The sequence below is a fragment of the uncultured Campylobacter sp. genome, assembly GCF_944323605.1.
GTDB lineage: Bacteria > Campylobacterota > Campylobacteria > Campylobacterales > Campylobacteraceae > Campylobacter_D.
Window position 1 is genome coordinate 111152 of sequence record NZ_CALUTC010000002.1, and the last position, 25354, is coordinate 136505.

Consider the following 25354-nt stretch of genomic DNA (forward strand, 5'->3'; position numbering starts at 1 on the left):
TTTAGATATAATCACGCAAAAAATAAGGAAAAAAATGAGACATTTGCTACTTATAATTGGAAATGAAATAAAAATGAATAAAAATTACACGGATTACATAGTAAGAATTTATGAATCTAAATTCAAAGAAGTAAGTGAAATGATAATGTTAGAAAAAAATAGCAAAGAACTCCCTTTCTTACTTGAAAAATGGATAAAAGAATATGAATTTATAAGCATTTTTGTCTCAAGCGATTATTATGGCACTAGTGCAAAGGTTTTAGCTACACTAAATGGGGATAGTCTTGTTTTAAAAGATGAAATTTTAGCTCCTATAAAATCCTTAGAACATAATGATAACGGTTTTTTAATGGCTTTTTCTAAGTGCAGGGTTAATTTAATAAAGCTTTCTCTTTCCTCAAAATTTCCAAATCTTCTTGGAGATATAAGCCCAAATTTTGAATATTTTTGTTTGCTTGATATAGATGAAGATAGTGCTAAAATTTTGCTTGATACCATAGCAAAGTCTTATGAAATAAGCATACAAAGCTCATCTTTGTTAGAAAATTTGGTTCTCATAAAGGCTACAAGTTTGCAGTATGGTAAGCTAGATGAATTTTTAAAAGCCTCTAAAAAGTTATTTTCTGGTAAGTTTATACCAAATAAAAATCCTTTATATTTCATAGTTTCGGCTTTGAAAAAAGAGAAATTAAAAATTTCTTTTGCAGAATCTTGCACTGGAGGTCTTTGTGCTAGTGAATTTACTAAGATAGAAGGAGTGAGTGAAATTTTTGAAGGCTCTGTTGTATCTTATTCAAATCGCATAAAACACGAATGGTTAGGCATTAGCGAGACGGTTTTAGAGGCAAATGGTGAGTATTCTCAAAAATGCGTTTATTTTATGTTAAAAGGTATTTTTAAGACGGCAAAACCCGATTTTGCTTTGGCTTTGAGTGGTGTGCTTGGCAATGATGATGTGGGCGGTATAAAATCAGGAACTGTCTTTGTTGGTGCTATGTATAAAGACGGATCGTTTTTGCAAGAAATTTTATATTTAAATGGGGATAGAGAATTTATGCAAAAACAAGCCGTATTGTCAGCTTTTTGCCTACTTTTAAAACTTAAGCCAGAATTATTTATTATTGAATAAGAAATGAAAGAATTATCAAAAAAATATGAATTAACAAAAATATATCCTCTTATAAATCAGTTAAGAAAAGACTTGAGTCTTAAGGAATTTTTAGACAAATTTTATCTAGCTGTAAAAACCCAAAATTATAAATTATTTGCACTAGAAAAAGAGGATTGTTTTGTGGCGGCTTGTGGCGTTATGCCTTTTAATGTTATTTATCACACAAATTGCCTTTATATATGTGATTTTGTTGTAGATGAAAAAGAACGTTCAAAGGGCATAGGTCAGGATTTTTTAAATGAGATTTTTTCTTGGGCTAAAAAACAAGGATATGAAGAGATAGAGCTTAGCTCGTCTTTCTTTAGACAAAAAGCACATACTTTTTATACTGAAAAAATGTCCTTTATTAAAACAGGTTTTGTCTTTAAAAAGAAATTAAATACTACAGTATAAAATTTAAATTTTTATTTTATTCTTTTTTAAAATAAATACTATTAAAGTCCTAAAATTTGCTACTTTTAAATTATTTTATTTAAAAATAATTTAAAAATTTTTTATGTAAAATACGCCATTATTAAATATATTGTGATGGAGGCAAAACCAAGATGAATAGACGAGATTTCATCAAAAGCACTGCTATAGCAAGTGCTGCTAGTGTGGCTGGTTTAGCTGTGCCTAGTTCTGTTATGGCGAATCAGCAAGATTCCTGGCGTTGGGATAAATCAGTATGTAGATTCTGCGGGACTGGTTGCGGTATAATGGTGGCAAGAAAGGACGGAAAAATAGTTGCCGTAAAAGGAGATCCGGCTGCTCCTGTTAATCGTGGATTAAACTGTATCAAAGGATATTTTAATGCCAAGATTATGTATGGAGAAGACAGACTTGTAGCACCTTTACTTAGAGTCAATGACAAGGGAGAATTTGATAAGAATGGCAAATTTAAACAAGTCTCTTGGCAGAGAGCTTTTGATGAGATGGAAAAGCAGTTTAAAAGAGCATACAATGAGCTTGGTCCTCAAGGTATAGGTGTTTTTGGTAGTGGTCAATACACCATACAAGAAGGATATGCTGCTGTAAAACTTATTAAAGGTGGTTTTCGTTCAAACAATATAGACCCAAATGCTAGACACTGTATGGCATCAGCTGTTGTTGCCTTTATGCAAACCTTTGGAGTAGATGAGCCTTCAGGTTGCTATGATGATATAGAGCTTACTGATACTATCATTACTTGGGGAGCAAATATGGCAGAAATGCACCCGATTCTTTGGTCTAGAGTAAGTGATAGAAAACTTAGCAATCAAGATAAAGTAAAGATAGTAAATTTAAGCACATTTTCAAACAGAACCTCTCACATAGCAGATATTGAGATTATTTTTAAACCTAGCACGGATTTAGCAATCTGGAATTTTATAGCAAGAGAGATTGTTTATAATCATCCAGAATCAATAGATGAAAAATTTGTAAAAGAGCACTGTATATTTACTACAGGATATGCAGATATAGGTTATGGTATGAGAAATAACCAAAATCATCCAAGTTTTCAAGAGAGTGAAAAAGATACTGTAGCAAAAGAAAATTCTATAATACTTGATGAAGAAGAAGCGGTATCTTTGGCATATCTTGGCTTGAAAGCAGGGGATAAACTAGATATGAAACACGGTGCTGCTGCTACTGATCATTGGGAAATAAGTTTTGATGATTTTAAAAAAGCTCTTGAGCCTTACACTTTAGATTATGTTGCTAAAGTCGCAAAAGGCGATGATAATGAAGATTTAGAAAGTTTTAAGCAAAAGCTACAAAGCTTAGCAAATCTTTACATAGAGAAAAATAGAAAAGTAGTAAGCTTTTGGACTATGGGCTTTAATCAGCACACAAGAGGAACTTGGGTGAATGAACAAGCTTATATGGTGCATTTTCTTCTTGGCAAACAAGCAAAACCGGGCTCTGGCGCCTTTTCTTTAACCGGACAACCAAGTGCTTGTGGAACTGCTAGAGAGGTAGGCACTTTTTCTCACCGTTTGCCTGCTGATATGGTGGTTGCAAATGCTAAACACAGAGAGATTACTGAAAAAATTTGGAAACTTCCAAAAAATACTATAAATCCTAAGCCAGGTTCTCATTATGTGCAAATAATGAGGGATTTAGAGGATTCTAAAATCAAATTCATTTGGGTACAGGTAAATAATCCTTGGCATAACACAGCAAATGCAAATCACTGGATAAAAGCAGCTAGAACTATGGATAATTTTATAGTTGTAAGCGATAGTTACCCTGGAATTTCTGCTAAGGTAGCTGATTTGATATTGCCTTCTGCTATGATTTATGAGAAATGGGGATCTTATGGAAATGCAGAAAGAAGAACTCAGCATTGGAAGCAACAAGTGTTACCTATCGGTGATGCTATGAGTGATACTTGGCAAATGATTGAATTTTCAAAAAGATTTAAGCTAAAAGATGTTTGGAAAGAAACCAAAGTAGATGATAAACTAACACTTCCTAGCGTTTTAGAAGAAGCAAAAGCTATGGGCTATACAGAAGAAAGCACACTTTATGATGTTTTATTTGCAAATAAAGATGCAAAAGCCTTTAAAGCAAATGATAAAGTAGGAGAAGGTTTTGATAATACAGAGGTTTTTGGTGATGAAAGAAAAGTTATTGGAAGTGATGGTAAAGAATTCACTGGTTATGGATTTTTCATACAAAAATATCTTTGGGAAGAATACAGAAAATTTGGGCTTGGACACGGACACGATTTAGCTGATTTTGATACTTATCACAGATTAAGAGGCTTAAAATGGCCTGTTGTAAATGGCAAAGAAACACAGTGGCGTTTTAACACCCAATATGATTATTATGCAAAAAAAGCAGCTCCAAATTCAGATTTTGCATTCTATGGAACATCTGATAAAGCCTTGCAAAGAGGAGATTTGTTAAAGCCAAATACAGAGGAGAAATTCCCTCTTACAAATAAGGCTAAAATTTTCTTTAGACCTTTTATGAAAGCACCTGAAAGACCGGATACAAACTATCCATTTTGGCTTTGCACTGGCAGAGTTTTGGAGCATTGGCATAGCGGAACTATGACTATGCGTGTGCCAGAGCTTTATAGAGCTGTCCCTGAAGCTATGTGTTACATAAATGAAGAAGACTGTGAAAAATTAGGCTTAAATCAAGGTGATTTGGTTTGGGTTGAATCAAGAAGAGGAAAAGTAAAGGCAAGGGTTGATATGAGAGGTAGAAATGTGCCTCCTGTCGGGCTAGTTTATGTGCCTTGGTTTGATGAAAATGTTTATATAAACAAGGTTACACTAGATGCTACCTGTCCTTTATCTAAGGAAACTGATTTTAAAAAATGTGCAGTTAGGATAATGAAGGTTTAAATTTTATGAGCGATAGAAGGGAATTTTTTGCTAAGAGTTTAAAAGCGATTTGTCTTTGTGCTGGTGGAGGTTTTTTAGCCAGTATGGCAATAAAGGCAAACGATTCTTACTATCTAAGACCGCCCGGTGCTGATGATGAAGATGAATTTTTGTCAAAATGTATAAGGTGTGGGCTTTGCGTAAAGGCTTGTCCTTATGATACTTTAAAATTAGCTTCTGTTTTTGATAGTGCAAAGACTGGAACACCTTTTTTTGAAGCTAGAAAAATCCCTTGCTATTTGTGTGATGATTTGCCTTGTATTAGGGATTGTCCTACAAATGCTCTTGATAATAAGTATTTGGATATGCAAGACGGTGCTTTAAAGCTTAAGATGGGTATAGCTATCGTTGATTCTTTAAGTTGTATAGCACATTGGGGCATACAATGCGATGCTTGTTACAGAGCTTGTCCTTTGATAGATAAAGCTTTAAAGCTTGAAATGAAAAGAAATGAAAGGACTGCAAAGCACGCATTTTTATTACCTGTTGTAGATAATGAATTTTGTGTAGGTTGTGGTTTGTGCGAGAGAGCCTGTGTTACAGAAGAACCAGCCATAAGAATTTTGCCTAGAAACTATGTTTTAGGAAAGGCTGGAAATCACTATGTAAAAGGTTGGGAAAAAGATGATGAAAAAAGGCTTAATGATAAGGATGATAAAGAGCAAATAAATTCAAATAAGGCTAGAGATTATTTAAATGATGGAGATTTATTATGAAATATCTTTTGCTTAGAAGGATTTGTCAGCTTGGTTTGTTAGCCTTGTTTTGTTTTGTCCCTTTTGTTTTGAGTGGAAATTTAAGCTCATCAAATCTTTTTAAAACTATACCACTAAGCGATCCTTTTGCTGTCCTTCAAATTTATTTAGCCTCGCTAAGCATAGATACTGCAGCCTTGGTTGGTGCTTTGATAATAATGCTTTTATATGGACTCTTGCTTGGAAGAGCTTTTTGTTCTTGGGTTTGTCCTGTAAATATGATAAGCGATTTTTCAGCTTTTGTAAGAAGAAAATTGCACTTAAAGGCAGAAAAAAGTTTGCTTTTAAGTAAAAATTTGCGTTATTATGTTTTGTTTGTTTGTTTAGCACTTTCTTTTATTCTTTCTTTGCCTGTATTTGAGAGCTTTTCTTATATAGGTATCATACACAGAGGCATAATATTTGGTTCTGTGTCTTGGATTTTTGTTGCTTTTATAATATTTTGTATCGATACATTTTTAAGCCCTAGAGCTACTTGTTCGCATTTTTGTCCTTTGGGAGCTTTTTATGCACTTATATCTAGATTTGCTTTTTTAAAGATAAAGTATAGATTAAATAAATGCACTAAATGCTATAAATGCGTTCAAATTTGCCCTGAAAAGCAGGTTTTATCTCTTATAGCTAAAAATAGCGGCTTGGTAAAATCTGGAGAATGTATAAGATGTGCAAGATGTATAGAAGTTTGCGATGACGATGCTTTGAATTTTAATATTTTTGATTTAAGGAGACTATAATGTTTAAAAAGACTGTCTTTGTTTTTATAGGTGTTTTAGCTTTATTTTTTGTAGCTTGCGGTAGTGATGAAAAAAAAGATGCAAATCAAAGTGCTTTATCTAGCGCCGAAGATTTAGGGCTTAGAAAAACAAGCTTACAAAGCGAAGATTCTGTAATTTTGCCAAACGCTGTTTATGAGAGTGCTATGCCAGGCGAAAGTGAGCTTATACAAAGATCTTTTGAAAATGCTCCACCTTTAATATCTCACTCTGTTGATGGTATGCTTCCTTTGAGTGCTGATAGCAATATATGCCTGACTTGTCACGATAAGGCTTTAGCAGCTGATTTAAATGCTACTGCTATGCCTCCTACACATTATTTTGACTTTGTTAATAACAAAAGCACGGGAGATGTGGTTAGCAATGCTAGATTTTCTTGCACCCAGTGCCATGTAGTTCAAAGTGATGCAAAACCAATAGTTGGAAATACTTTTAAAGCCGATTTTCAAAATGAAACTTTAAAAAATAAATCTAATCTAATAGACACTCTTAATGAAGGCATAAAATAATGCCAAAAGTCTTTGTGCTGTTGTGCTTTTTTGCTATTTTTGTCCTGGCTAAGGATTTAGAATTTAATGCAAATGTAAGCACAGTGGCATTAAGACAAGATAAAATTTTAGTTGGCTTAGATAGTGGAGAAGCTTTTATATATGATAAGGTGGATAAAAGCTTAAAAAATAGCGTGAGATTAGCTGATGTAAAAAATTATTATAATGACAATGTCAGACCGACTGTGTATAGTTTGGATTATTTAAATAATAAGCTTTTGATACTAAGTGAAGGAAATTTAGGCAAAAAAAATTTAAGCTTGTATGAAAATGGAGTCCTTAATACAAGAGTGCTAGACTTTGATTCTGCTAAGAAAGTGTTTTTTATAGATGATGAAAATATTTTGCTTGTTTTATTTTCTGCACAAATTAAGCTTTTGAATTTAAAAGACTTAAGACAAATTAAGGATTTTTCTTTTTCTCATTATAGCTTAAATGATTCTAGTATAAATAAAGAAAAAATGGAGCTTGCAAGTGTTTTTGAAAGCGGGGTTGTAGAGCTTTTTGATTTAAAAGCTTGGAAGGATAAAAAATCTTATTTTGCACATAAAGACAATGTCTATCAGGTTTCAAATAAAAAGGATTTTATAGTTTCTTGCTCTACTGATAAAAGCATAGCCTTGATAAATAAAGATGAGATTAAATACATAAGAGAAAATTTTTTGATATATTCTTGTGCATTGAGTTCTGATGCGAAATTTTTAAGCTATGCAAACAGCGAAAAAAATTTAGTAAATATCGTAGATGTTAATAGTTTGAAATTGATAAAAAGCATAGATACAAAAAGACTTATGGTAGAAAATTTGATATTTTTAGATGATAAAGAGCTTTTAATTTCTGGTTTTTCTAATAAAATAATTTTTGAGGATCTAAAATGAATATTTCAAGTGTCTTAATAAACACACAAAAAGAAAAACAAGAGCAACTTGCAAATGAAATAAAAAAAATAAAAGACTGTTCTGTCGAGCTTGTTGAAGATGGCAAAATTATAGCCTTAATAGAAAGTGAAAATTTAGACGATGAGCTAAAAGCTTATAAAACATTAGAAAAGCTTAAAGATATAATAAGCATAAATATGGTTTTTTCATACCAAGACCTAGATGAAGATATGCAAAACATTATGAATCAAAACATAGAAACAGTTGTAAATGAAAAAAAAGATGCTAAGGATATTAAGTATTACGGGAATATATATAATGAAATTTAGCCTGTTTTCTTTATCAAAAATAAGGTTCTAGCTGTTAAATCAAATATATATCTAAGCTTTTTATTATGCATCACAAAGCCACCTATAAGACCTAGTATGCTGCCTAATATTATATCTATCAATCTCGCACTTGCAATGGTATCTGCATCTAAGCTCATTCTTGATGCTACTTCTGCTAAATATGTTGTGTAAGGGGTTATAAAAACCATAGCTAGAGCGTAGTTTCTAGTTACAACAAATTCGGTCATAAAAAACAAAAACATCATCAAAAGTATAAAATAAACAGTCGTAAAATTTATGCTTAATAAATACCAGGCAAATATTATTCCCACTATAGTTCCTATTATTCTTTGTAATTGTTTTATAAAAATTCCATTTAAGCTTATACCTTGCATAACTACAGTGCAGCTAACAGCTACCCAATAAGATCTTTCAAGCTCTAAAAAATTTCCAAGAAATAAAGCAAATCCTACAAAAACACCCATTATTAGCGAATCTACCACTACCACATCAAAGCCTAGATTCCCCCTAATTGGCACTGGTTTTGGTAGAGAATTTTTAAAAATATAAATCACAGATAAAGAATATAAAAAAGCCATTAAATTCGCCACCATAGTCCCGACGCAAACAAGACCTGTTAAAAATATAAAATCATTTATTTCAAATGGAAAAAACGACGCTAAAAGTGCTGCAAACACAAAGAAAAAATATCCGGGTGCTCCTATATCGTAATATCTTACCAGAATAGAGCTAGTCGCAGCTATAAAGGCTATTATAAATGGTGTGGCAAATGGCAACAAATGTGTTAAGAGTCCAAGTAAAAAACAAAGACAAATGCCAAAAGAGCAAGACATCACTACAGCCATTCTATGGTAAATAGGAGTGTTTGGGACATATAAAAATGCTAAAACCCCAATAACTGATATAAGTCCTAAGTCTATTCTGTCATAATATGCAGAAATGCTAAGCACAATCCCCACTCCAAGTGCCGCAAAAAATGGCATTTGCCATACTCTTTCCGTGGAATTTATAGTAAATGTGCTTTTTATTGTTTGACTTGCTTTAGTTTTCATTTGTGTTTAAATCAGCTATTTTTTGACCAAATTTGATTTTTTCATTAGCACTTATGCTAAATTTTATTTTGGATCTTTGTGCGATTAATACTATTGTTGAACCCATTTCAAAACAACCTAGCTCATCGCCCTTTTTTACGAATAAATTTTCGTATTCCCTAACAAAGTCGTGAGAATTTTTAGCATTACTTTTTATGCTTTCGTCAAAATTAAAACTCATCTTCCCGACATTTTGTGCCCCTACAAAAATAAGCCATAGTAAGAAGTCATTATTTATTAGGCATTTTAATATGATTCTCTCATTTTTTGTGTAAAGATTTGCTATTTTTTGTAGATATTTTTCACTAACACTAAATAAAAGACCCCTGTTATATGTAGCACTTAAAATTTGCATATCAAAAGGACTATGAAAACGATGATAATCTTTAGGTGAAAGATATATATTTGCATAATCAAGCCCATTTTTTAACTCATCTTTTTCGTATGCATTTTTTAAAAGTTCGTTTATGCTATAAGTAAAGCCTTTTATTGAAAATGCGAAGTTTTCATACTCGTTAGAAAAGCTTTTTCCAAGCTCTAAAATTTTACCGTCACTTGGACTTATAAGCCCCTTTTCTAGCTTTCTTTTTTTGATTAAGCTTCTGGTAAAAAGAGCATTTAAACTTTCGTATTCATCGCTTTGTTTAAATTCACTCATATCTATCTTAAAATAGCTAACATAAAATTTGTTAATAATTTTTTGAAAAAAACTAGGAAAAGTAAAAGCCGCAATTTTGCCAAAAACTCTAGAAGTGAAATTTGAAAATATCATCATTTTGCCTTAAGATTAAAAAGAACTATCTCGCTTTTTGCAAGATATCTCATACTAAGTCCCCAAAATCCAGCCCCGGAACTAACATAAAGTTTTGTTTTTTCATTTAAATCGTAAAGACCGTGTAAAAAGCCTTGATTTTGCTTTACCAAAAATCCAAACGGAAATACCTGTCCAGCGTGTGTATGACCACTAAGAACTAAATCAAAAGCACCAACATCATAGTTTAAAACCGTTTTTGGTTGATGAGCTAGCAAAATACTTGCCTTGCTTAAATTTAGCTTAGAAACAGTTTTGTTTATATCTGGAGCAAAATTTGTATCATTAAATCTAAGACCTGTTAAATCAGCTATACCTGCTATATTTAATGCACCTATGTCTATGCTATCATTTATCAATATATTTATCTTAGTTTTTTGTTTTAAAAGATTTAATATACCTTCTAAACCTCTGTAATATTCGTGATTTCCAAGCGAATAAAAAATTTGAGCCTTTATTTCATTTATACCACTTATATATTCTAAATCTTCTGGCTTTGTATCTACAAAATCCCCAACAATCACTACAAAATCGGGATTTAATGAATTTATCTTTTCAACTATACCTTTTAAAAATTTTTCATTTAAATTTTTACCAAAATGTGTATCGCTTATCATAACCATTTTTAAATCTTTTTCTAATTTTGGTAAAAATAAATCCAATGTTTTAATGTCTGGTATGGAGGTTGCGTTACTCCAGCCTTTAAGCACAAAGCAAAAGCCAAATATCAAAAGGGCTAGATTAAAAAACACCTTAACAGTTCGTCTTTTTTCGCCTTTTAATGGCATTTTACTTGTTTTTTTAATGTAAAATTTAATGCAAAATCCTAAAATATCAGCAAATATTGTTATGAAAAATAAAGAATAAGTTATAGCAAAAGAGTGTGCAAATATCGTGTATATTGTATTATTAAATTCATCATCTGCTCTAAAAATCAAGAAAGATGTCTGCATCAAAGAAAGTATGATTATAAAAATTTTTGTATATCTTTTATGCTGAAATAAGAAAGGAATTTTCATAAGCAAACGCTTATAAATATATACATTAGCTAGTATGAATATAATAGAAAAAATTATAACAGCTATAAAAAACATAAGTCTCCCTGTTGTGCTTTATAGATAAAGATTATAAAAACATTTGTTAAATATAGCGTTAATTTTTTTTAGATAAAATCTTAAATACATAAAACATCAATCTACGAAAGATAGCTTAAATAATGTATAGATTTGCACCGTCTCCAACAGGAGATTTACATATAGGAAATTTAAGGGCTGCTATTTTTAATTATATCTGTGCTAGACAGGATAAAAAGGGCTTTATACTCCGTATAGAAGATACAGATAAGGCTAGAAATATTCCAGAAAAGATAGAGCAAATACAAGAAATTTTACATATATTTGGACTTTCTTGGCAGCATTATTATATACAAAGCGAGAATTTAAAATTTCACCGTCAAATGGCACTAAAACTTTTAAGCGAGAAAAAAGCTTTTGCTTGTTTTTGCACAGAAGAAGAGCTTGCTAAAAAGAAAGAAGAGGCAAAAAAGGCAAATAAAGCATACCGATATGACGGAAGATGTGAAAAATTGCAAGATATTGACGTTTTAGAAAATGAAAAGCCATTTGTTATACGCATTAAAAAACCTGAAAAAGATATGAATTTCGTTGATATTGTAAAAGGTAAATTAACTTTCGCACCAAAAGATATAGATAGTTTTGTAATTATGAGAGTGGATAAAACCCCTACTTATAACTTTGCCTGTGCGGTTGATGATATGCTAGAAGGCGTTACTTGCATAATCAGAGGGGAAGATCATGTATCAAATACACCTAAACAAGAGCATATAAGAGCTTTGCTTTCTTATGATAAGGCTATGACTTACGCACATTTGCCTATAATCTTAAATGAGCAAGGTTCAAAAATGAGCAAAAGAGAAGCTCATTCTAGCGTAAAATGGCTTTTAGATGAAGGTATTTTGCCGAGTGCTATTGCGAATTATTTGATATTGCTTGGCAATAAAACTCCTTGTGAAATTTTTAGTATAGATGAGGCTATAGAGTGGTTTGATCTTAAAAAGCTTTCAAAATCTCCGGCTAAATTTGATATGAAAAAACTTTTGCAGATAAATAGAGAACATATAAAAAGACTTGATAATGAAAGGCTTTGTGAAATTTTAGGCTATGATAAGGCTTATAAAAACGAATTTGCTAAGTTAGCAAAATTTTATACAGAGGAAAGTAGCACCATAAAAGAGATAAAAGAAAAACTAGATTTAATTTTTTCTAAACAAGAATATAACGAATTTAAAAGTGAAATTAAAACCTTATATACTTTTTTAAAAGATTGTGATTTTTCTGAAGAATACGATACAATCAAAAAAGATTTAATGCAAAAAAGCGGTTTGAAAGGCAAAAATTTCTTTATGCCATTAAGATTATTGCTTACAAATTCATCGCACGGACCAGATTTAAATGAGCTTTATCCGCTTTTAAGACCATTTTTAAAAGATTTAATAAAGGAAAAAAATGCTTCTTGATTCTTTTATAATATCAGTAATATCAGTAATTCAAATAATAATAAACATATATATGTGGATTATTATAATAGCAGCTCTTATTTCTTGGGTAAATCCAGACCCTTATAATCCTATAGTTCAAACTCTTTATAAATTAGCAGCACCAGCGTATAGATTAGTTAGTAAGATACCAACCCGTATTGGTGCAGTGGATTTGGCTCCGCTTATAATTATAATCGCTCTTCAATTTATAAGCATATTTATAGGTAATTTAGCAAAGGCTTATATATGAAAAAGATTGTATTTGCTGCGTTTTTATTTTTGTCTTTTTCTTTTTCAGCTGTATATGATTTAAATACACTAAAGCAAAAAAATAATTCTTTAGCAAAAGATTACTACATACATAGGCTTTTTGAGTTAAATAGAATTTCAAAACAAGAAGCACAAGGTCTTAGAAAGCATATTTTTAGATATGCCGGAAAACTAAAAAAAGAATTTGAAAAATTCGTGCCTTACAAAGCTTATGTAAATCCGAAATACAGAGCCTGTTTTAATTACACAAAAAATAACATTTTAGACGCAAACAGCACTTGTCAGATTTATCGTTTAAATTCTTTGATTTTTATGTCAAATTTAGATTTTAATACAAAAGATAAATTGGCAAATAAATTTAAGCAAAATAATCCAGATTTAAGTGCCTTGCTTAAAGCTTTTAACACAAATGATCCTTTAAGATATATAGTAAATAATAATGCCTATTCAAATTTTATCAAGGTTTCAAATTTTTTCAATAAACCAGACATTGCTTTAAGTAAAGATTTTGCCGATTCTCTTGTGAAGCAAAATGGCTTTTTCTCATATATACAGGGTATTATCATACAAAAAACGCATAGAGATTTAAGAATTTCGCTATTAAATGTAAATCCTAATTTAGTAAGCGATGATTTGGCTTTTCACTTGGCTCTTAATGCACTTACTTTTAATGAGGAGCAAAAAGCTTTTGCATTTTTTGAAAAGGCTTATCAGACATTTAGATTGCAAAGTCATAAGGATAATGCCTTGTTTTGGCTTTATAAAATCAGCTCTAAAGATGAGCATCTTTCAAAGTTAGCACAAAGTCCATCTTTAAATATATACAGTATATACGCTAAAGAGCTTAAAAATATCCCTTTAAAAGAATTTGAGTTTTTATCATTAAAAGATAAAGACACAAAGGTAAATTTTAATATGCAAGATCCTTTTGCTTGGCAAGATTTATCTGTTAAAATTCAAAATTCAAACGAAAAAGAATTAAGTGAAATGGCGAATAAATTTAAATCAAATCATACTTTGCCTATATATTCTTACATTATGGAAAGGGTGCATAATTTTAGAAAAAATTATTTTATAATGCCTTATTTTGAACACTTACAAGATTATAGCAAAGAAAGACAAGCTTTAATTTTAGCTATAGCAAGGCAGGAAAGTAGATTTATACCAACCGCAGTATCTACCTCTTATGCACTCGGGATTATGCAATTTATGCCTTTTGTTGCAAATCATATAGCTAAAAAGGAGCTAAAGATAACAAATTTCGACCAAGACGATATGTTTAAGCCAGAAGTTGCTTATCATTTTGCAAATCATCATCTTGATTATCTTGAAAGAAATTTAGGTTCTATTGTTTTTATATCTTATGCCTATAATGGAGGTATAGGATTTACAAATAAAATGCTAAATAGAGATGATATGTTTAAACAGGGTAAATTTGAGCCATTTTTATCTATGGAATTCGTGCCTTACAGAGAAAGTAGAATTTATGCTAAAAGGGTTCTTGCAAATTATGTTGTATATCGTCTTCTTCTGAACGATAGTATAAAGATTTCGAGTATCTTTGAAAGCTTAATTCAAAACAAGTAAAGATATTTGAGCAAATTTTTGCTATTATTGGGTCTGTATCCTTTTTTGTAGCGTTTATTTTATAGTGTTTGGCGTATTCATTTTGTATTAAAAATTTAAGTAAAATATCATCATTTTCTATAGGTTCTAAGCTAACTTTTTCATCGTCTATAAAAACTTGCAAATTTGAAACATCAAATGATGGTGCTATAAAAAGTGCAAAAACATCGTTTTTATTGTATTCATCTAAAACAGGATTTAAAAAACTTAATGAAAGTATGTAATTAAAAGAACCGTAGGAAAATTTTGCTTTTTGTGTGTATATAAGAGTTTGTGCTTTTATATCAGCTATAACAATGTCATTCTTTGAGCAAGATATGAAAAATAAAGCTATTAAAATGCAAAACAAACGCATAAAAAATCCTAATTTTTATTTTTAATTATAAGATTATTAGTATTTTTTTTAGTTTAAAAAGCTATAATTATATAAATTTTTTAGGATTTTAATGAAGAGATTAGTTATGGCTTTTAGTGGTCCTTCAAATTCTGGAAAGACTACAGTTATAGAAAAAATAGCTAAAAATTTTATGTCAAAAGGCTTTAAAGTCGCTATTATAAAACACGATCCAAAAGATAAAGCTAATTTTGATGTAAAGGGCAAGGATAGTTTTAGATTTTTTGAAAGTGGAGCTGATGTTTTGGTGTTAAGCCCTTCAAGAAGCACATTTTTCTCTCATAAGCCTATGGATATAGATGAAAGCTTAAAGCTTTTAAAGGATTTTGATATTATATTAATAGAGGGTCTAAAGAGTCTTAAATTGCCTAGAATAAGTGTTTTTTTTAAAGATATTGATGAGAGTTATTTTTCTTGTTCTATGGCTATTGCCTCTTATGAAAAAGTGCAGCAAAATGGACTTGTTTGGCTACATTTAGATGATATAGATGGGCTTTGTGCTTATATATTAAAAAATGCTAAGGAGATAAATTGAAAGAGCTTATAGATTTTATAAAAAAGGCAGTGATTGAAATTTCAAAAGAATTAAAAAATCCAGATACATCTTATAGCAGCACAGAAAACGCTACAGGAGATAAACAGTTAAAGCTAGATGTTAAAAGTGATTTGATAATAACAGATGTCCTAAGCAAATGTAAAGAAGTTAAGGCATTAATAAGCGAAGAAAAAGATGAAATTTTAAACATAAATGACAAGGCTAAATTTATCGTAGCTTACGATCCTTTAGATGGTTCATCTTTACTTGATGTAAATTTTAGTGTGGGTTCTATATTTGCTATATATGAACAAGAAGCAAATGCTAAAAATTTAAAAGCCGCTGTTTATAGCATATATGGACCAAGGCTAGAATTAGTATTTGCTTATGATAAGGTTGAGCTTTTTAGATTAGATAAAGATGAGCAATTTGCTTTAGTAAAAGAGCTCAAAATGTCTCAAAAAGGCAAAATAAACGCTAGTGGAGGAACTCAACGAGATTGGAGCAAAACTCATAGTGATTTTATAAAATCACTTTTTGATGAGGGATATAGACTTAGATATAGCGGTGCTATGGTAAGTGATATACATCAAATTTTGTGTAAAGGCGGAGGAATTTTTTCATATCCAGCCACCAAAAATGCTCCAAATGGCAAATTAAGAGCTTTATTTGAAGTTTTTCCACTTGCTTTTATTGTGCAAAAGGCTGGTGGTTTTACAAGCGATGGCTTTAATGATACTTTACTAGATCTTACATTCAAAGATCTTCACGCTACAACGCCTTGTTTTTTTGGTTCAAAATATGAGATAGACAAGCTAAAAGACGCTTACAGGGCTTAAAATGCAAGAAGATAAATTTGAAAAGGATTTAGATATACAGTTACAAAAGTTAAAAAATTGCCAAAGTTCTTTAAATTTTGATAGTTGTTATCCATGTGAAAAAATGCTTGAATGCGTATTAAGAAAGGAATATGTAGATGCAGTTTATAACAGTATGTCAAAAGGAAAAGGCGATGGTGGTTTTGAATTTTAAAAAAGGTTTCATATGCGTTATATAACTACACCGATTTATTATGTAAATGATGCACCACATATAGGGCATGCTTATACGACTATTATAGCTGATACATTGGCAAGGCTTTATAGATTGCAAGGTAAAAAAACCCTGTTTTTAACAGGCACAGATGAGCACGGACAAAAGATAGAACAGGCTGCTAGTTCAAGAAATTTCACTCCAAAAGAATACGCTGATAAAATATCCAAAGAATTTAAAGAACTTTGGGATGAGTTTAATATAAGCTATGACATATATGCCAGAACTACAGATGAAAGACATATAAAAACAGTGCAAGCTATGTTTTTAAGGATGTTTGAAAAAGGCGATATTTATAAAGGAGAGTATGAGGGGTATTACTGCGTATCTTGTGAGACCTTTTTTACAAAAACACAGTTAAAAGAAAATGAATGTTGTGCTGATTGCGGTAAAAAGACTAGTATAGTAAAAGAGGAGAGTTATTTTTTTAGATTATCAAAGTATCAAGATAAAATTTTAAAATGGTATGAGCAGCAAGAGCCTATATTGCCAAAAAACAAAACAAATGAGCTTGTAAATTTTGTCAAAGAAGGCTTGAAAGATTTAAGCATTACTAGAACTAGTTTTGATTGGGGTATAAAAATTCCAAAAGAAATAAAAGATGAAAAGCATATAATTTATGTCTGGCTTGATGCTTTGTTTATTTATGTAAGCTCGATTGACTATCTAGACAAAAAAGAAAATTCAGTGTTTTGGCCTGCTTATATGCATTTAGTTGGTAAAGATATACTGAAATTTCATGCTATTTTTTGGCCTGCTTTTTTGATGAGTGCTTCATTAGAGCTTCCTAGATATGTAGCGGCTCATGGTTGGTGGACCAGAGATGGTGAAAAAATGAGTAAATCAAAAGGAAATGTTATAAAACCTAAGGAAGTGGTAGATGCTTATGGTTTAGATCCTTTTAGATATTTTTTGTTAAGAGAAGTTCCTTTTGGTAATGATGGAGATTTTAGCGAAACTGTTTTTATAAATAGAAATAATGCAGAACTCTGCAATGAGCTTGGAAATTTACTAAACCGTATAAGCGGTATGGCTGCAAAATATAGTCAAAATGTGTTAAAAAGCGATAATGTTAAAGATTTTTTCTCAAAAGAGATTTTAGAAAGTAAAAATTTTATAGATAATGCTTTGCATTTTAGTAAGACAGTTCAGTTTAGCAAATTTCTAGAAGAGCTTTTCAAGGCTTTAGCTATAGCAAATTTAAGTATTACAAAATATGAACCTTGGAATTTAGTCAAAAATGGTGATTTAAAAAAGGCTAATGCTCTTATAAGCCTTTGTGCTAACATACTAGCTAAGGTTGCTATGCTTTTAAGTGCTGTAATGCCAGATAGTATGGCAAGATTATCAAATTCTTTAAATTTTAAGATAAATAATGAAAATTACAAAAAGCTTATAGAAAAAGATGAGCTTTTTGATTTTGAGATTAGCGTTTGCGATAATTTGTTTAAAAAGATAGAAACACCTCTTTTAAATTCCCAAAAAAGTGAGGAAAAAAAGGACGAGGATACAAAGATAAAGATAGATGATTTTTCTAAATTAAAGATAAAAATAGCGACTGTGCTTGATTGTGAAAATGTAAAAGGTAGCGAGAAGCTTTTAAAATTTAAGCTTGATTTAGGAGATAATGATATAAGGCAAGTATTATCTGGTATAGCTAAATTTTATAATGCAAAAGATCTTATAGGAAAGCAAGTTTGCGTTTTAAGCAATCTAAAAAAAGCTAAAATTTTTGGCTATGAAAGTGATGGTATGATACTTTCCGTAAAAAGTGAAGATAAGCTTGTTTTGCTTAGTCCAAATGATTTGGTTTTAAATGGCTCTTTGGTAGAATAATGAATATAAGCAATCTAATAGAGCTTATTAGAGCCTCGGTATCAAATGAAGGTTCAATCTCATCTGTGCTGGGCTTTGCTTGTGTTTTAGATGATTTAAAAGCATCTTACGCTTTTTTTTCAAATGATGAGGAAGAAATCAAAAGGGCTATAAAGAAAAATGCCTATGTTATAATTAGTGAAAAAAAAATCAAAATATATGATAAAGATGTGTTTTACTTGCTAGTAGATGATTTGCAAGTAGCACTTTTTAGGCTTGTGCGTTTCATTAGCGAAGAAAAAAAATTAAATTTTGTTTTAAGCTCTAAAAATGAATTAAAATTTTGCAATGCTTTTAAGCTTAATATTTTGAGTAAAAATATATTTTTAGATTTTAAAAAACTCATCAAGGCAAACAATAAAGAGCATTTTTTTTGCGATGATGAATTTTACATCTTAAAGCTTTGTGCAAATTTCATAAAACTTAAGAATGCAAAATTTGAGCTTTTAGAGCAGGGTTCTTTATTTTTTACTTCTATTATATGTAAAGATTTGTATTTTAAAAATTTATATTTTCCTAATATATACGCACAAAGCTTTTCAAATGTCTTATCTTATCTTGTAGAAAATCAGCTTGAGTATAATTTTCATAGTGATAGATTAAAATTTTTTAAAATATTTTTTATAAATAAAAAATATAAACTGTGCTCTAATTCAGAAAGAGCTTTGATACTTGTTTTTGACGAATATGACTTTGATTTTTTTAAAGAAGGTTTTAAACACGTAAAAGGTTTTAAATCGGCTCTGAAAGCTTCTCTTTTTTGTGATTTTTCATATGCAAAGCTAGAAAATTTAAGTTTTTTAAATTTTAGATACTGCTTACTTTTAGAAAGCGAAGAAGAGGTGTTAAGAGCTTTTTCAAATAAAGATGAAGAAAATACTTTATTTTAGGACGAGTTAATGTTTAATATAGTTTTTTGTGCGAATGAAGCTTATATAAAATTTGCAGCCGCTATGATGAATAATATAGTTTTAAAGACCAATACCAAGCTAAAATTTGCTAAACAAACTTATGTTTTTCATATCTTAAGCGATAAGCTTAGTGATTTGTCTTTGCAAAAATTATCTCAGCTAGAGGAAGCACTTAGCAAAATTTATCCAGTGCAAATAAAAACGCATATACTTTCTTGTGATGAATTTGAAGTAAGCTACAAGGGAAGTTATGTGCCAAATTTGATACTTAAAATAGATTCTGTATTAAAAGATGAAAAAACAGCATTGTGCTTAGATCTTGATATGTTTATTTTGTGTGATATAAGAGAAATTTTTGATATAGATTTAAAGGATAATATAATAGCAGTCGCTAAAAACCATACTAATTTTGGAACTTGGTTTAATACAGGTTTTGTTTATATAAATTTAGACCAGTGGAGAAAAGAAAATATAGGAAAAAAATGCATAGATTATGTAAATAAATACAAGCCAGAACTACCAGATCAAAGTGCTATAAATTTTTGTGTAGCAGATAAAAAATTAATTTTATCTATGGCTTATAATTTTTATCCACATAATAAATATTACAGCAAGAATTTTTTTGATGAAAATTCTACTATAAACGAAGCAAGTCATAATCTACTTTTAAGATCTGCTAAGATAATCCATTTTCTGCAGGGTCCAAAGCCTTGGCATAGTGTCTTTTTAAAATCTTACAAAAACCAACTTTGCATTTCTATTTTTAGACAGCCTTGGTGGAATTTTGCTTTAAAAACCCCAGTTTTTGATAAGGAGCTAAGAGCTATTTATAATGTGCTTAAAACTAGAGAATGCGAGGATCTAGCTCTTTATACAAGTGTAGAATTAGAAAATATTTGGAATAATTTTCAAAATAACAAGGTCCTAGCTATACAGAGATTTAAAAATTCTCTTGAATACAGGCTAGGTTTTGCTTTGATACGTGCTTCAAAAAGCCCTTTTAAATATACTTTTTTAATCTTTACTTTTTTAAAAATTTATCTTTCAGTTAAAGTAGAAAATAAAATTTATGAGTTAATCTCAAGGCACAATCCGCGTTTAAAGCTTGAAAAATTAGAAGACTGCGATGATTATATAGATGTGATAAATGCAAAAAGGCATTTATCTTATAGATTTGGACTTTGCATAGTTAAGAATTTCAAAGCTTGGTATAAAGGCGGACTTTTCAAGCTTTATTTTGAGCTTAAAAAGATAGAAAAGGAGTTTTAATGTATAACTTTTTATTTTGTATAAATGAAAGTTACGCAAAATACCTAGAAGTCTTAGTTTTTAGCATTATTAAAAATACTAAACGGGGGGGGGCATTGATGAGCCATATGTTTTTCATATCTTTCATAGCAAACTTAGCACTAATTGCAAAGAAAATTTTAAGATCTTAGAAAAAAAATTATCCTTATTTTATCCTTGTAAATTTAAATTTTATTTCATAGATGAGGCTCTGTTTAAAAACTTAAAGCCTTATAGAAATTCTTTTGTTACTTATTTTAGACTTCAAAGCTCAAGGCTTATAAAAGGTATTGATAAGCTTTTATATCTTGATGTTGATATGCTTGTTTTAGATGATTTAAGAGAGATTTTTAGCATAGATTTAAAGGATAAAATTTTAGCAGCAGTTTTTGACATACACCCAAAGGATAAGATTTTAAGAGCTAAAGATAAAAACTTAGCAGACATTAAAATACCCAAAGATTATTATTTTAACTCGGGGCTTTTGCTTATAAACTTAAAGGAAATTGCAAGGCTTGATTTTGATGAGATTTTGTATAAATACGATGATTATTTTGTTGATCAAGATGTCTTAAATGCTCTTTGTGTTAAAAAAATTTTTGTCTTGCCATTATCTTATAACTTTATGATAGCAACTTATAAAAAACATTTTAGCGTAAATATTTTTAAGTTTGAGGGTGAATTTGAGCTTAATTACACAAGAAAAGAATTTAAAGATGCCAAAAAGAAGCCAAAAATCATTCACTACACCTCTTACAAGCCTTGGGAAAATAAATATAAGCTTTATTATTATCTTGGACTTTTTTTACCTATTTTAAGATTTAAACAAGAATTTAATGCAAATTTTATGATAGCAAAAGCTCACAGACTTTGGCTTAAAATCTTATCTACATTAGAAAAAATCAAGAAAACTTAGTTTTTTAAATTTATCATTAATATACTTTGTATAAAATACTAAAATTGTATTTTATACAATTTAATAAATTTTTAAGGAAAAGCAATGAAAAAACTTGGTTTAACCATCTTCGCCCTTTTTACGGCATTTATGATAGTAGCCTGCGGTGACAGTTCTAGCAAAAGTGAGAACAACTCAAGCACACAAGAAGCTAATGCTACTTCTAATCAAACTAACAGTTCTTTAGAACGCATAAAAAATAATGGCGTTATAAGAATCGGTGTTTTTGCAGATAAGCCTCCTTTTGGTTTTGTAGATGAAAGAGGAGAAAATCAAGGATATGATATATATTTTGCAAAACGCATAGCAAAAGAGCTTTTAGGCGATGAAAACAAGGTTCAATTTGTAACAGTAGAAGCTGCCAATAGGGTTGAGTTTTTGAAATCTGATAAGGTGGATTTGATACTAGCTAATTTTACTCAAACTCCAGAAAGAGAAGAGCAAGTTGATTTTACTTTGCCTTATATGAAAGTATCTTTGGGTGTTGCCGTGCCATCTGATTTAAATGTAAGTTCGGTTGAAGATATAAAAGACTTAACGCTTATATTAAACAAAGGAACTACTGCTGATGCGTATTTTACTTTAAATTATCCAGATATTAAAAATCTTAAATTTGACCAAAATACAGAGGCTTACGAAGCTTTTTCTAGCGGTAAGGGACAAGCTTTTTCACACGATAATACCTTGCTTTTTGCTTGGGTAAAAGATAAACCACAATACAAAGTTGCTATAAAAGAGCTTGGAAATCAAGATGTTATAGCTGGTGCTGTAAAAAAAGGCGATGCAGAGCTTAAGCAATTTGTAGATGATCTTATAACAAAATTAGGAAATGAAAAATTCTTTACTGCCGCTTATGAAGCTACTTTAAAAGATGCTTTTACAGATGATATTAAAGCCGAAGATATAGTGATAGAAGGTGGAAAACTTTAATAATTGTGGCTAAATGCCACAATTACCCATATATTTTAACTACATCTTTTAAGACTTCATATATTCTTTCAAGAGATTTTAAATCACATTTTTCATCTGTGGAATGCGGGTTGTATATATTTGGACCTATTGAGACGCAGTTTATTTTTTGCTTTTTTTCTATTATTCCACATTCAAGTCCCGCATGAACTTCTAGTATTTTAGCATTTTTGACCTTTTTCTTTAGGCTATTTAAAACAACTTTGCTAAATTCACTTTCTTTAGCCTGCCAAGGTGCGTAAAAATTATGAAATTCAAGTTTAAATCCAAAGCTTGAGAAAAATATTTTTGTTTCCTCTTTAAGATTAAGCAAATCTTCAAGCAAATTTGACCTTGCAAAAAGCTCTATATTTACTTTTTTATCTTTCATTCTTAGTAAAGATAAATTTATGCTTGTTCTAACTATACCAAGCTTTTTATCATAGGCTCTTACTCCTTGTGAAAATGCATTTATAGCTTTTATTAGCTTTGAGTTTTGCTTTATAATCTTTTCTTTTTTTAAGCCTAAATATTTGCATTTTATGTATTTGCTATCCTTTGGAGTCTTTTTGAAAAACACTCTAGCCTTTGCGTATCTTGCTATAGAATTTATCCTTTCACCACCCTCAAAATAAACTATTTTTCCATTATTTTTTAGTATAAAAGCAGCCATTTCTTTGATTGAGTTTTTTTCATTGCTGATTATATCTATACCAGAATGTCCTCCTTTGAAATTTATAGCCTCAAGCTCGTAAAGCTCTCCTTCTTCTTCTTTTAAATTTATATTCAAAGAAGCCTTTATATCAAGCCCACCAGCACAGCCTATTACCACTTCATTTTCTACTTCGTGGTCTAAATTTAAAAGCAGTTTTGATTTTATTTTGTGTTCAAGATTATTTGCACCTATTAGACCGACCTCTTCATCATTTGTAAAAATACATTCTATATTATCAAAATCTTTTATTATTTGCATCATCATAGCAACACCCATACCGTTATCAGCCCCTAAGGAAGAATTTACAGCCTTTAATAAGAAATTTTCTTCTTTTAATTCTATATTAGGAGCTTCACCCATACATACCATATCATAATGGCTTTGCAAACATAGTTTAGGTTTTCCTTTTATGCAGTGTATATTAAATGCACTATCTAGCTTCACTTCGCAGCCATTTTTTTTAGCAAAATCAACTAAAAAATTACAAAGTTTTTTAGTGTCAAAGCTACAATGAGGGATTTTGCTAATTTTTTTAAAATTATCTACAACTTCTTTCATTTTTTTCCTTTAAAAATGCTAAATTTTAACTTTATAAAAGAATTATTTAATAAAAACTTAAATATCATTAAATAAATTTTTACAAAAAGAGTTTTTATGGTTAATACTATAACAGAAGCTTCTATTTACGAGGCACAAGGTTTAAAAAGTGAGGCTTTAGAAATTTATAAAAATATACTAAAGCAAGATCCAAACAATCAAAATGCCATAGATGCTGTAAGAAGGCTTAGTGGGCTTCGTTCAAAACACCCGGATTTGAATACACAAATGCTTGATTTTTTTATAAATATGAAAAGCGATGAAGAGATAAATGAATTTAAAAGGTGGTTGATAAAGATATGAATTTAGAAGATTTGGCTAAAAAAACTATAGATGAGCTTAGCACACAAATACAAGAAAAAGAACAAGAGCAAACAAAAGATGAATTTAAAGAAGTTTCGCAAGATGAATATGCAAAACAAGATTTAGACACCGTGCAAGATGAAAATACTCCAGAAGAGCTTAATTTCAATCCTTATGAGCAGGAATTTCAGCTTACTAAAGTAGATGAGGAGCACGTTCCTAAAGTGGATTGTGATGAGGTGGATGAAAAAATTAGCACTTTTAAAGATGAGCTTTTTTTGAAAAATATAAGGGAGCGAATTTTGGTTCTTTTTGAGGGTTTAAACAGCATAGATAAAGATGATTTAGAAAATAGGCTTGATCTTACAACAAATTTCTTAGAGTTTTTGCTTGCAAACATCGAAGATAAGCTTAAAAAATAAAAAAGATTTTGATTTTTTAAGGCAAATTTTAGCACCATATACAAAGAGAGTTTATCTAGTAGGCGGTTCTGTAAGGGATCTTTTGCTAGGTAAAAAGCTTAGTGATTTTGATATAGAAATTTATGATTTAAAATTTGAAGTTTTTGACAATCTTATGCAAAATTTAGGTGCAAATGGGGTTGGAAAAAGCTTTTTTGTTTATAAATACAAAAAATTTGATATCTCTTTAGCTAGATATGAAAATAAAATTTCAGTAGGACATAAAGGTTTTAAAACCTTTATTTGCAATGATGAAAAACAGGCTGCTTTGCGTAGAGATTTTAGCATAAACTCTATGATGATAAACATATTTAATGATGAATTTTTAGACTTCTATGGCGGCTTTGAAGATTTAAAAGATAAAATTTTACGCCATATAAATAGCGATAGATTTAAAGAGGATAGTTTAAGAGTTTTAAGGGCTATTCATTTTGTTTCTCGCTTTGAATTAAAACTAGATCAAAGCACCTTATCATTGATGAAATCTATGGATATAAAGGATCTTAGCTTGGATAGAATTAACGCCGAGCTTTATAAATTTTTTGAGGCAAAAAATTTGTTTTTAGGTTTTTTATTGTTGCAAGAATTAAATTTAGAAGAAAAAATTTTTTATTTTAATAGTACAGCACACAAAAATTATTCACTTTTTAAATCTTTGCTTAAAAATAGCAGAAAATTTGTATTTGATGACGGGCTTTTTTTGTATATTTATTTGAATTTATTTGATATAAATCAAAAGGATTTTTTTAAAAAAACAAAGATTAAAAAATATTTTTTAAAGAAAAGCTTACAATTTTTTTATAAAGATGAGATAAGTTATGAAAAGCTTTGTGAATTAGCCCTGTCAATGAAGCTAAAACAGTGGCTTGGCTTATGGAATGAAAAGCGTATAAATATGGCAAAAGAACTTTCTTGCTATGATAAAAAGCTTGATTTTAAGATAAATTCTTATGAGCTTATGAAAGAAGGTTTTTATGGTAAAGATTTAGCTTATAAAATAAAAGAAATTCAAAGAGAAAAGATAAAACAAAAGTGTGCAAATTTAACTAAGATTATGATTTAAAAATCAAATTCATTTTTATTTGTGCTTTA

At 30.0% G+C, this 25354-nt stretch carries 28 protein-coding genes; 23 read left to right on the forward strand and 5 right to left on the reverse strand.

What is annotated here, in order from left to right:
* Positions 1–34: 34 nt before the first annotated feature.
* The 8 genes from Q0J35_RS02245 to Q0J35_RS02280 all read left to right on the forward strand — a co-directional run bounded on the left by Q0J35_RS02245 (position 35) and on the right by Q0J35_RS02280 (position 7813).
* The gene (locus Q0J35_RS02245) at positions 35–1129 is read left to right on the forward strand and encodes a CinA family protein (protein ID WP_297192917.1); all 1095 of its coding nucleotides are present in this window, start codon (positions 35–37) and stop codon (positions 1127–1129) included.
* Between the two features lie 3 nt (positions 1130–1132).
* The gene (locus tag Q0J35_RS02250) at positions 1133–1564 is read left to right on the forward strand and encodes a GNAT family N-acetyltransferase (protein ID WP_297192918.1); all 432 of its coding nucleotides are present in this window, start codon (positions 1133–1135) and stop codon (positions 1562–1564) included.
* Positions 1565–1716: 152 nt separating this feature from the next.
* Positions 1717–4491 (forward strand): periplasmic nitrate reductase subunit alpha, encoded by a 2775-nt coding sequence (napA, locus tag Q0J35_RS02255; protein WP_297192919.1) that lies wholly within the window; start codon positions 1717–1719, stop codon positions 4489–4491.
* Positions 4492–4496: 5 nt separating this feature from the next.
* The gene (gene napG, locus Q0J35_RS02260) at positions 4497–5246 is read left to right on the forward strand and encodes a ferredoxin-type protein NapG (RefSeq protein ID WP_297192920.1); all 750 of its coding nucleotides are present in this window, start codon (positions 4497–4499) and stop codon (positions 5244–5246) included.
* Positions 5240–6019, forward strand: a complete 780-nt coding sequence (gene napH, locus Q0J35_RS02265) for a quinol dehydrogenase ferredoxin subunit NapH (protein ID WP_297192969.1) — start codon at positions 5240–5242, stop codon at positions 6017–6019. Before napG ends, napH begins: the two co-directional genes overlap by 7 nt.
* Complete coding sequence (locus tag Q0J35_RS02270; RefSeq protein WP_297192921.1) at positions 6019–6567, forward strand: nitrate reductase cytochrome c-type subunit; 549 nt, start codon at positions 6019–6021, stop codon at positions 6565–6567. The genes napH and Q0J35_RS02270 overlap by 1 nt, the downstream gene beginning before the upstream one ends.
* The gene (locus Q0J35_RS02275; RefSeq protein ID WP_297192922.1) at positions 6567–7484 is read left to right on the forward strand and encodes a WD40 repeat domain-containing protein; all 918 of its coding nucleotides are present in this window, start codon (positions 6567–6569) and stop codon (positions 7482–7484) included. The genes Q0J35_RS02270 and Q0J35_RS02275 overlap by 1 nt, the downstream gene beginning before the upstream one ends.
* Positions 7481–7813 carry a chaperone NapD gene (locus Q0J35_RS02280; RefSeq protein WP_297192923.1) on the forward strand — a complete coding sequence of 111 codons (333 nt, stop codon included), beginning with the start codon at positions 7481–7483 and terminating at the stop codon, positions 7811–7813. Before Q0J35_RS02275 ends, Q0J35_RS02280 begins: the two co-directional genes overlap by 4 nt.
* Here Q0J35_RS02280 and Q0J35_RS02285 read toward each other — a convergent pair.
* Genes Q0J35_RS02285 through Q0J35_RS02295 form a run of 3 tightly spaced genes read right to left on the reverse strand, consistent with a single transcriptional unit; the run spans position 7810 to position 10830 of the window.
* Entirely contained in the window at positions 7810–8886 is a 1077-nt protein-coding gene (locus tag Q0J35_RS02285) for an FUSC family protein (protein ID WP_297192924.1), read from the reverse strand. The two genes, Q0J35_RS02280 and Q0J35_RS02285, sit on opposite strands and share 4 nt — an antisense overlap.
* Positions 8876–9697, reverse strand: a complete 822-nt coding sequence (locus tag Q0J35_RS02290) for a phosphatidylserine decarboxylase (protein WP_297192925.1) — start codon at positions 9695–9697, stop codon at positions 8876–8878. The genes Q0J35_RS02285 and Q0J35_RS02290 overlap by 11 nt, the downstream gene beginning before the upstream one ends.
* Positions 9697–10830 carry a metallophosphoesterase gene (locus Q0J35_RS02295; RefSeq protein ID WP_297192926.1) on the reverse strand — a complete coding sequence of 378 codons (1134 nt, stop codon included), beginning with the start codon at positions 10828–10830 and terminating at the stop codon, positions 9697–9699. The genes Q0J35_RS02290 and Q0J35_RS02295 overlap by 1 nt, the downstream gene beginning before the upstream one ends.
* 122 nt (positions 10831–10952) lie before the next feature.
* On the opposite strand from Q0J35_RS02295, the gene gltX reads away from it, so the two are divergent.
* Genes gltX through Q0J35_RS02310 form a run of 3 tightly spaced genes read left to right on the forward strand, consistent with a single transcriptional unit; the run spans position 10953 to position 14150 of the window.
* Complete coding sequence (gltX, locus tag Q0J35_RS02300; protein WP_297192927.1) at positions 10953–12272, forward strand: glutamate--tRNA ligase; 1320 nt, start codon at positions 10953–10955, stop codon at positions 12270–12272.
* A complete protein-coding gene (locus tag Q0J35_RS02305; RefSeq protein ID WP_297192928.1) occupies positions 12262–12543 on the forward strand; it encodes a YggT family protein in 282 nt (93 codons plus the stop codon). Before gltX ends, Q0J35_RS02305 begins: the two co-directional genes overlap by 11 nt.
* Positions 12540–14150 (forward strand): lytic transglycosylase domain-containing protein, encoded by a 1611-nt coding sequence (locus tag Q0J35_RS02310; RefSeq protein ID WP_297192929.1) that lies wholly within the window; start codon positions 12540–12542, stop codon positions 14148–14150. The genes Q0J35_RS02305 and Q0J35_RS02310 overlap by 4 nt, the downstream gene beginning before the upstream one ends.
* Here Q0J35_RS02310 and Q0J35_RS02315 read toward each other — a convergent pair.
* On the reverse strand, positions 14053–14544 hold the full coding sequence (locus tag Q0J35_RS02315) for a hypothetical protein (protein ID WP_297192930.1): 492 nt from the start codon (positions 14542–14544) through the stop codon (positions 14053–14055). The genes Q0J35_RS02310 and Q0J35_RS02315 overlap by 98 nt on opposite strands.
* Before the next feature lie 91 nt (positions 14545–14635).
* Between Q0J35_RS02315 and mobB the strand changes: the two genes are divergently transcribed.
* The 9 genes from mobB to Q0J35_RS02360 all read left to right on the forward strand — a co-directional run bounded on the left by mobB (position 14636) and on the right by Q0J35_RS02360 (position 22168).
* Positions 14636–15118, forward strand: coding sequence for a molybdopterin-guanine dinucleotide biosynthesis protein B (gene mobB, locus Q0J35_RS02320; protein ID WP_297192931.1), 483 nt, complete (start codon positions 14636–14638; stop codon positions 15116–15118).
* Positions 15115–15957, forward strand: a complete 843-nt coding sequence (locus Q0J35_RS02325) for a class 1 fructose-bisphosphatase (RefSeq protein WP_297192932.1) — start codon at positions 15115–15117, stop codon at positions 15955–15957. Before mobB ends, Q0J35_RS02325 begins: the two co-directional genes overlap by 4 nt.
* Before the next feature lies 1 nt (position 15958).
* A complete protein-coding gene (locus Q0J35_RS02330) occupies positions 15959–16150 on the forward strand; it encodes a hypothetical protein (RefSeq protein ID WP_297192933.1) in 192 nt (63 codons plus the stop codon).
* 12 nt (positions 16151–16162) lie between these two features.
* Positions 16163–18046: a methionine--tRNA ligase gene (gene metG / locus Q0J35_RS02335; RefSeq protein WP_297192934.1), complete on the forward strand. Its 1884-nt coding sequence runs from the start codon at positions 16163–16165 to the stop codon at positions 18044–18046.
* On the forward strand, positions 18046–18975 hold the full coding sequence (locus Q0J35_RS02340) for a hypothetical protein (protein ID WP_297192935.1): 930 nt from the start codon (positions 18046–18048) through the stop codon (positions 18973–18975). Before metG ends, Q0J35_RS02340 begins: the two co-directional genes overlap by 1 nt.
* A 9-nt stretch (positions 18976–18984) precedes the next feature.
* Positions 18985–20265 carry a glycosyltransferase family 8 protein gene (locus Q0J35_RS02345; protein WP_297192936.1) on the forward strand — a complete coding sequence of 427 codons (1281 nt, stop codon included), beginning with the start codon at positions 18985–18987 and terminating at the stop codon, positions 20263–20265.
* On the forward strand, positions 20265–20435 hold the full coding sequence (locus Q0J35_RS02350) for a hypothetical protein (RefSeq protein WP_297192937.1): 171 nt from the start codon (positions 20265–20267) through the stop codon (positions 20433–20435). Before Q0J35_RS02345 ends, Q0J35_RS02350 begins: the two co-directional genes overlap by 1 nt.
* On the forward strand, positions 20429–21199 hold the full coding sequence (locus Q0J35_RS02355) for a glycosyltransferase (protein WP_297192970.1): 771 nt from the start codon (positions 20429–20431) through the stop codon (positions 21197–21199). The genes Q0J35_RS02350 and Q0J35_RS02355 overlap by 7 nt, the downstream gene beginning before the upstream one ends.
* An 84-nt stretch (positions 21200–21283) precedes the next feature.
* The gene (locus tag Q0J35_RS02360; RefSeq protein WP_297192938.1) at positions 21284–22168 is read left to right on the forward strand and encodes a cysteine ABC transporter substrate-binding protein; all 885 of its coding nucleotides are present in this window, start codon (positions 21284–21286) and stop codon (positions 22166–22168) included.
* Between the two features lie 22 nt (positions 22169–22190).
* On the opposite strand, the gene Q0J35_RS02365 is transcribed toward Q0J35_RS02360, so the two are convergent.
* The gene (locus Q0J35_RS02365; protein WP_297192939.1) at positions 22191–23459 is read right to left on the reverse strand and encodes a M20/M25/M40 family metallo-hydrolase; all 1269 of its coding nucleotides are present in this window, start codon (positions 23457–23459) and stop codon (positions 22191–22193) included.
* A gap of 96 nt (positions 23460–23555) precedes the next feature.
* Here Q0J35_RS02365 and Q0J35_RS02370 point away from each other — a divergent pair, with 96 nt between their 5' ends.
* From Q0J35_RS02370 to Q0J35_RS02380, 3 genes are read left to right on the forward strand one after another with little or no spacing between them, the layout of a single operon-like run.
* Entirely contained in the window at positions 23556–23801 is a 246-nt protein-coding gene (locus Q0J35_RS02370) for a hypothetical protein (protein WP_297192940.1), read from the forward strand.
* Complete coding sequence (locus tag Q0J35_RS02375; protein ID WP_297192941.1) at positions 23798–24223, forward strand: 2-oxoglutarate:acceptor oxidoreductase; 426 nt, start codon at positions 23798–23800, stop codon at positions 24221–24223. Before Q0J35_RS02370 ends, Q0J35_RS02375 begins: the two co-directional genes overlap by 4 nt.
* A complete protein-coding gene (locus Q0J35_RS02380) occupies positions 24192–25325 on the forward strand; it encodes a CCA tRNA nucleotidyltransferase (RefSeq protein WP_297192942.1) in 1134 nt (377 codons plus the stop codon). The genes Q0J35_RS02375 and Q0J35_RS02380 overlap by 32 nt, the downstream gene beginning before the upstream one ends.
* The last annotated feature ends 29 nt before the right edge of the window (positions 25326–25354 follow it).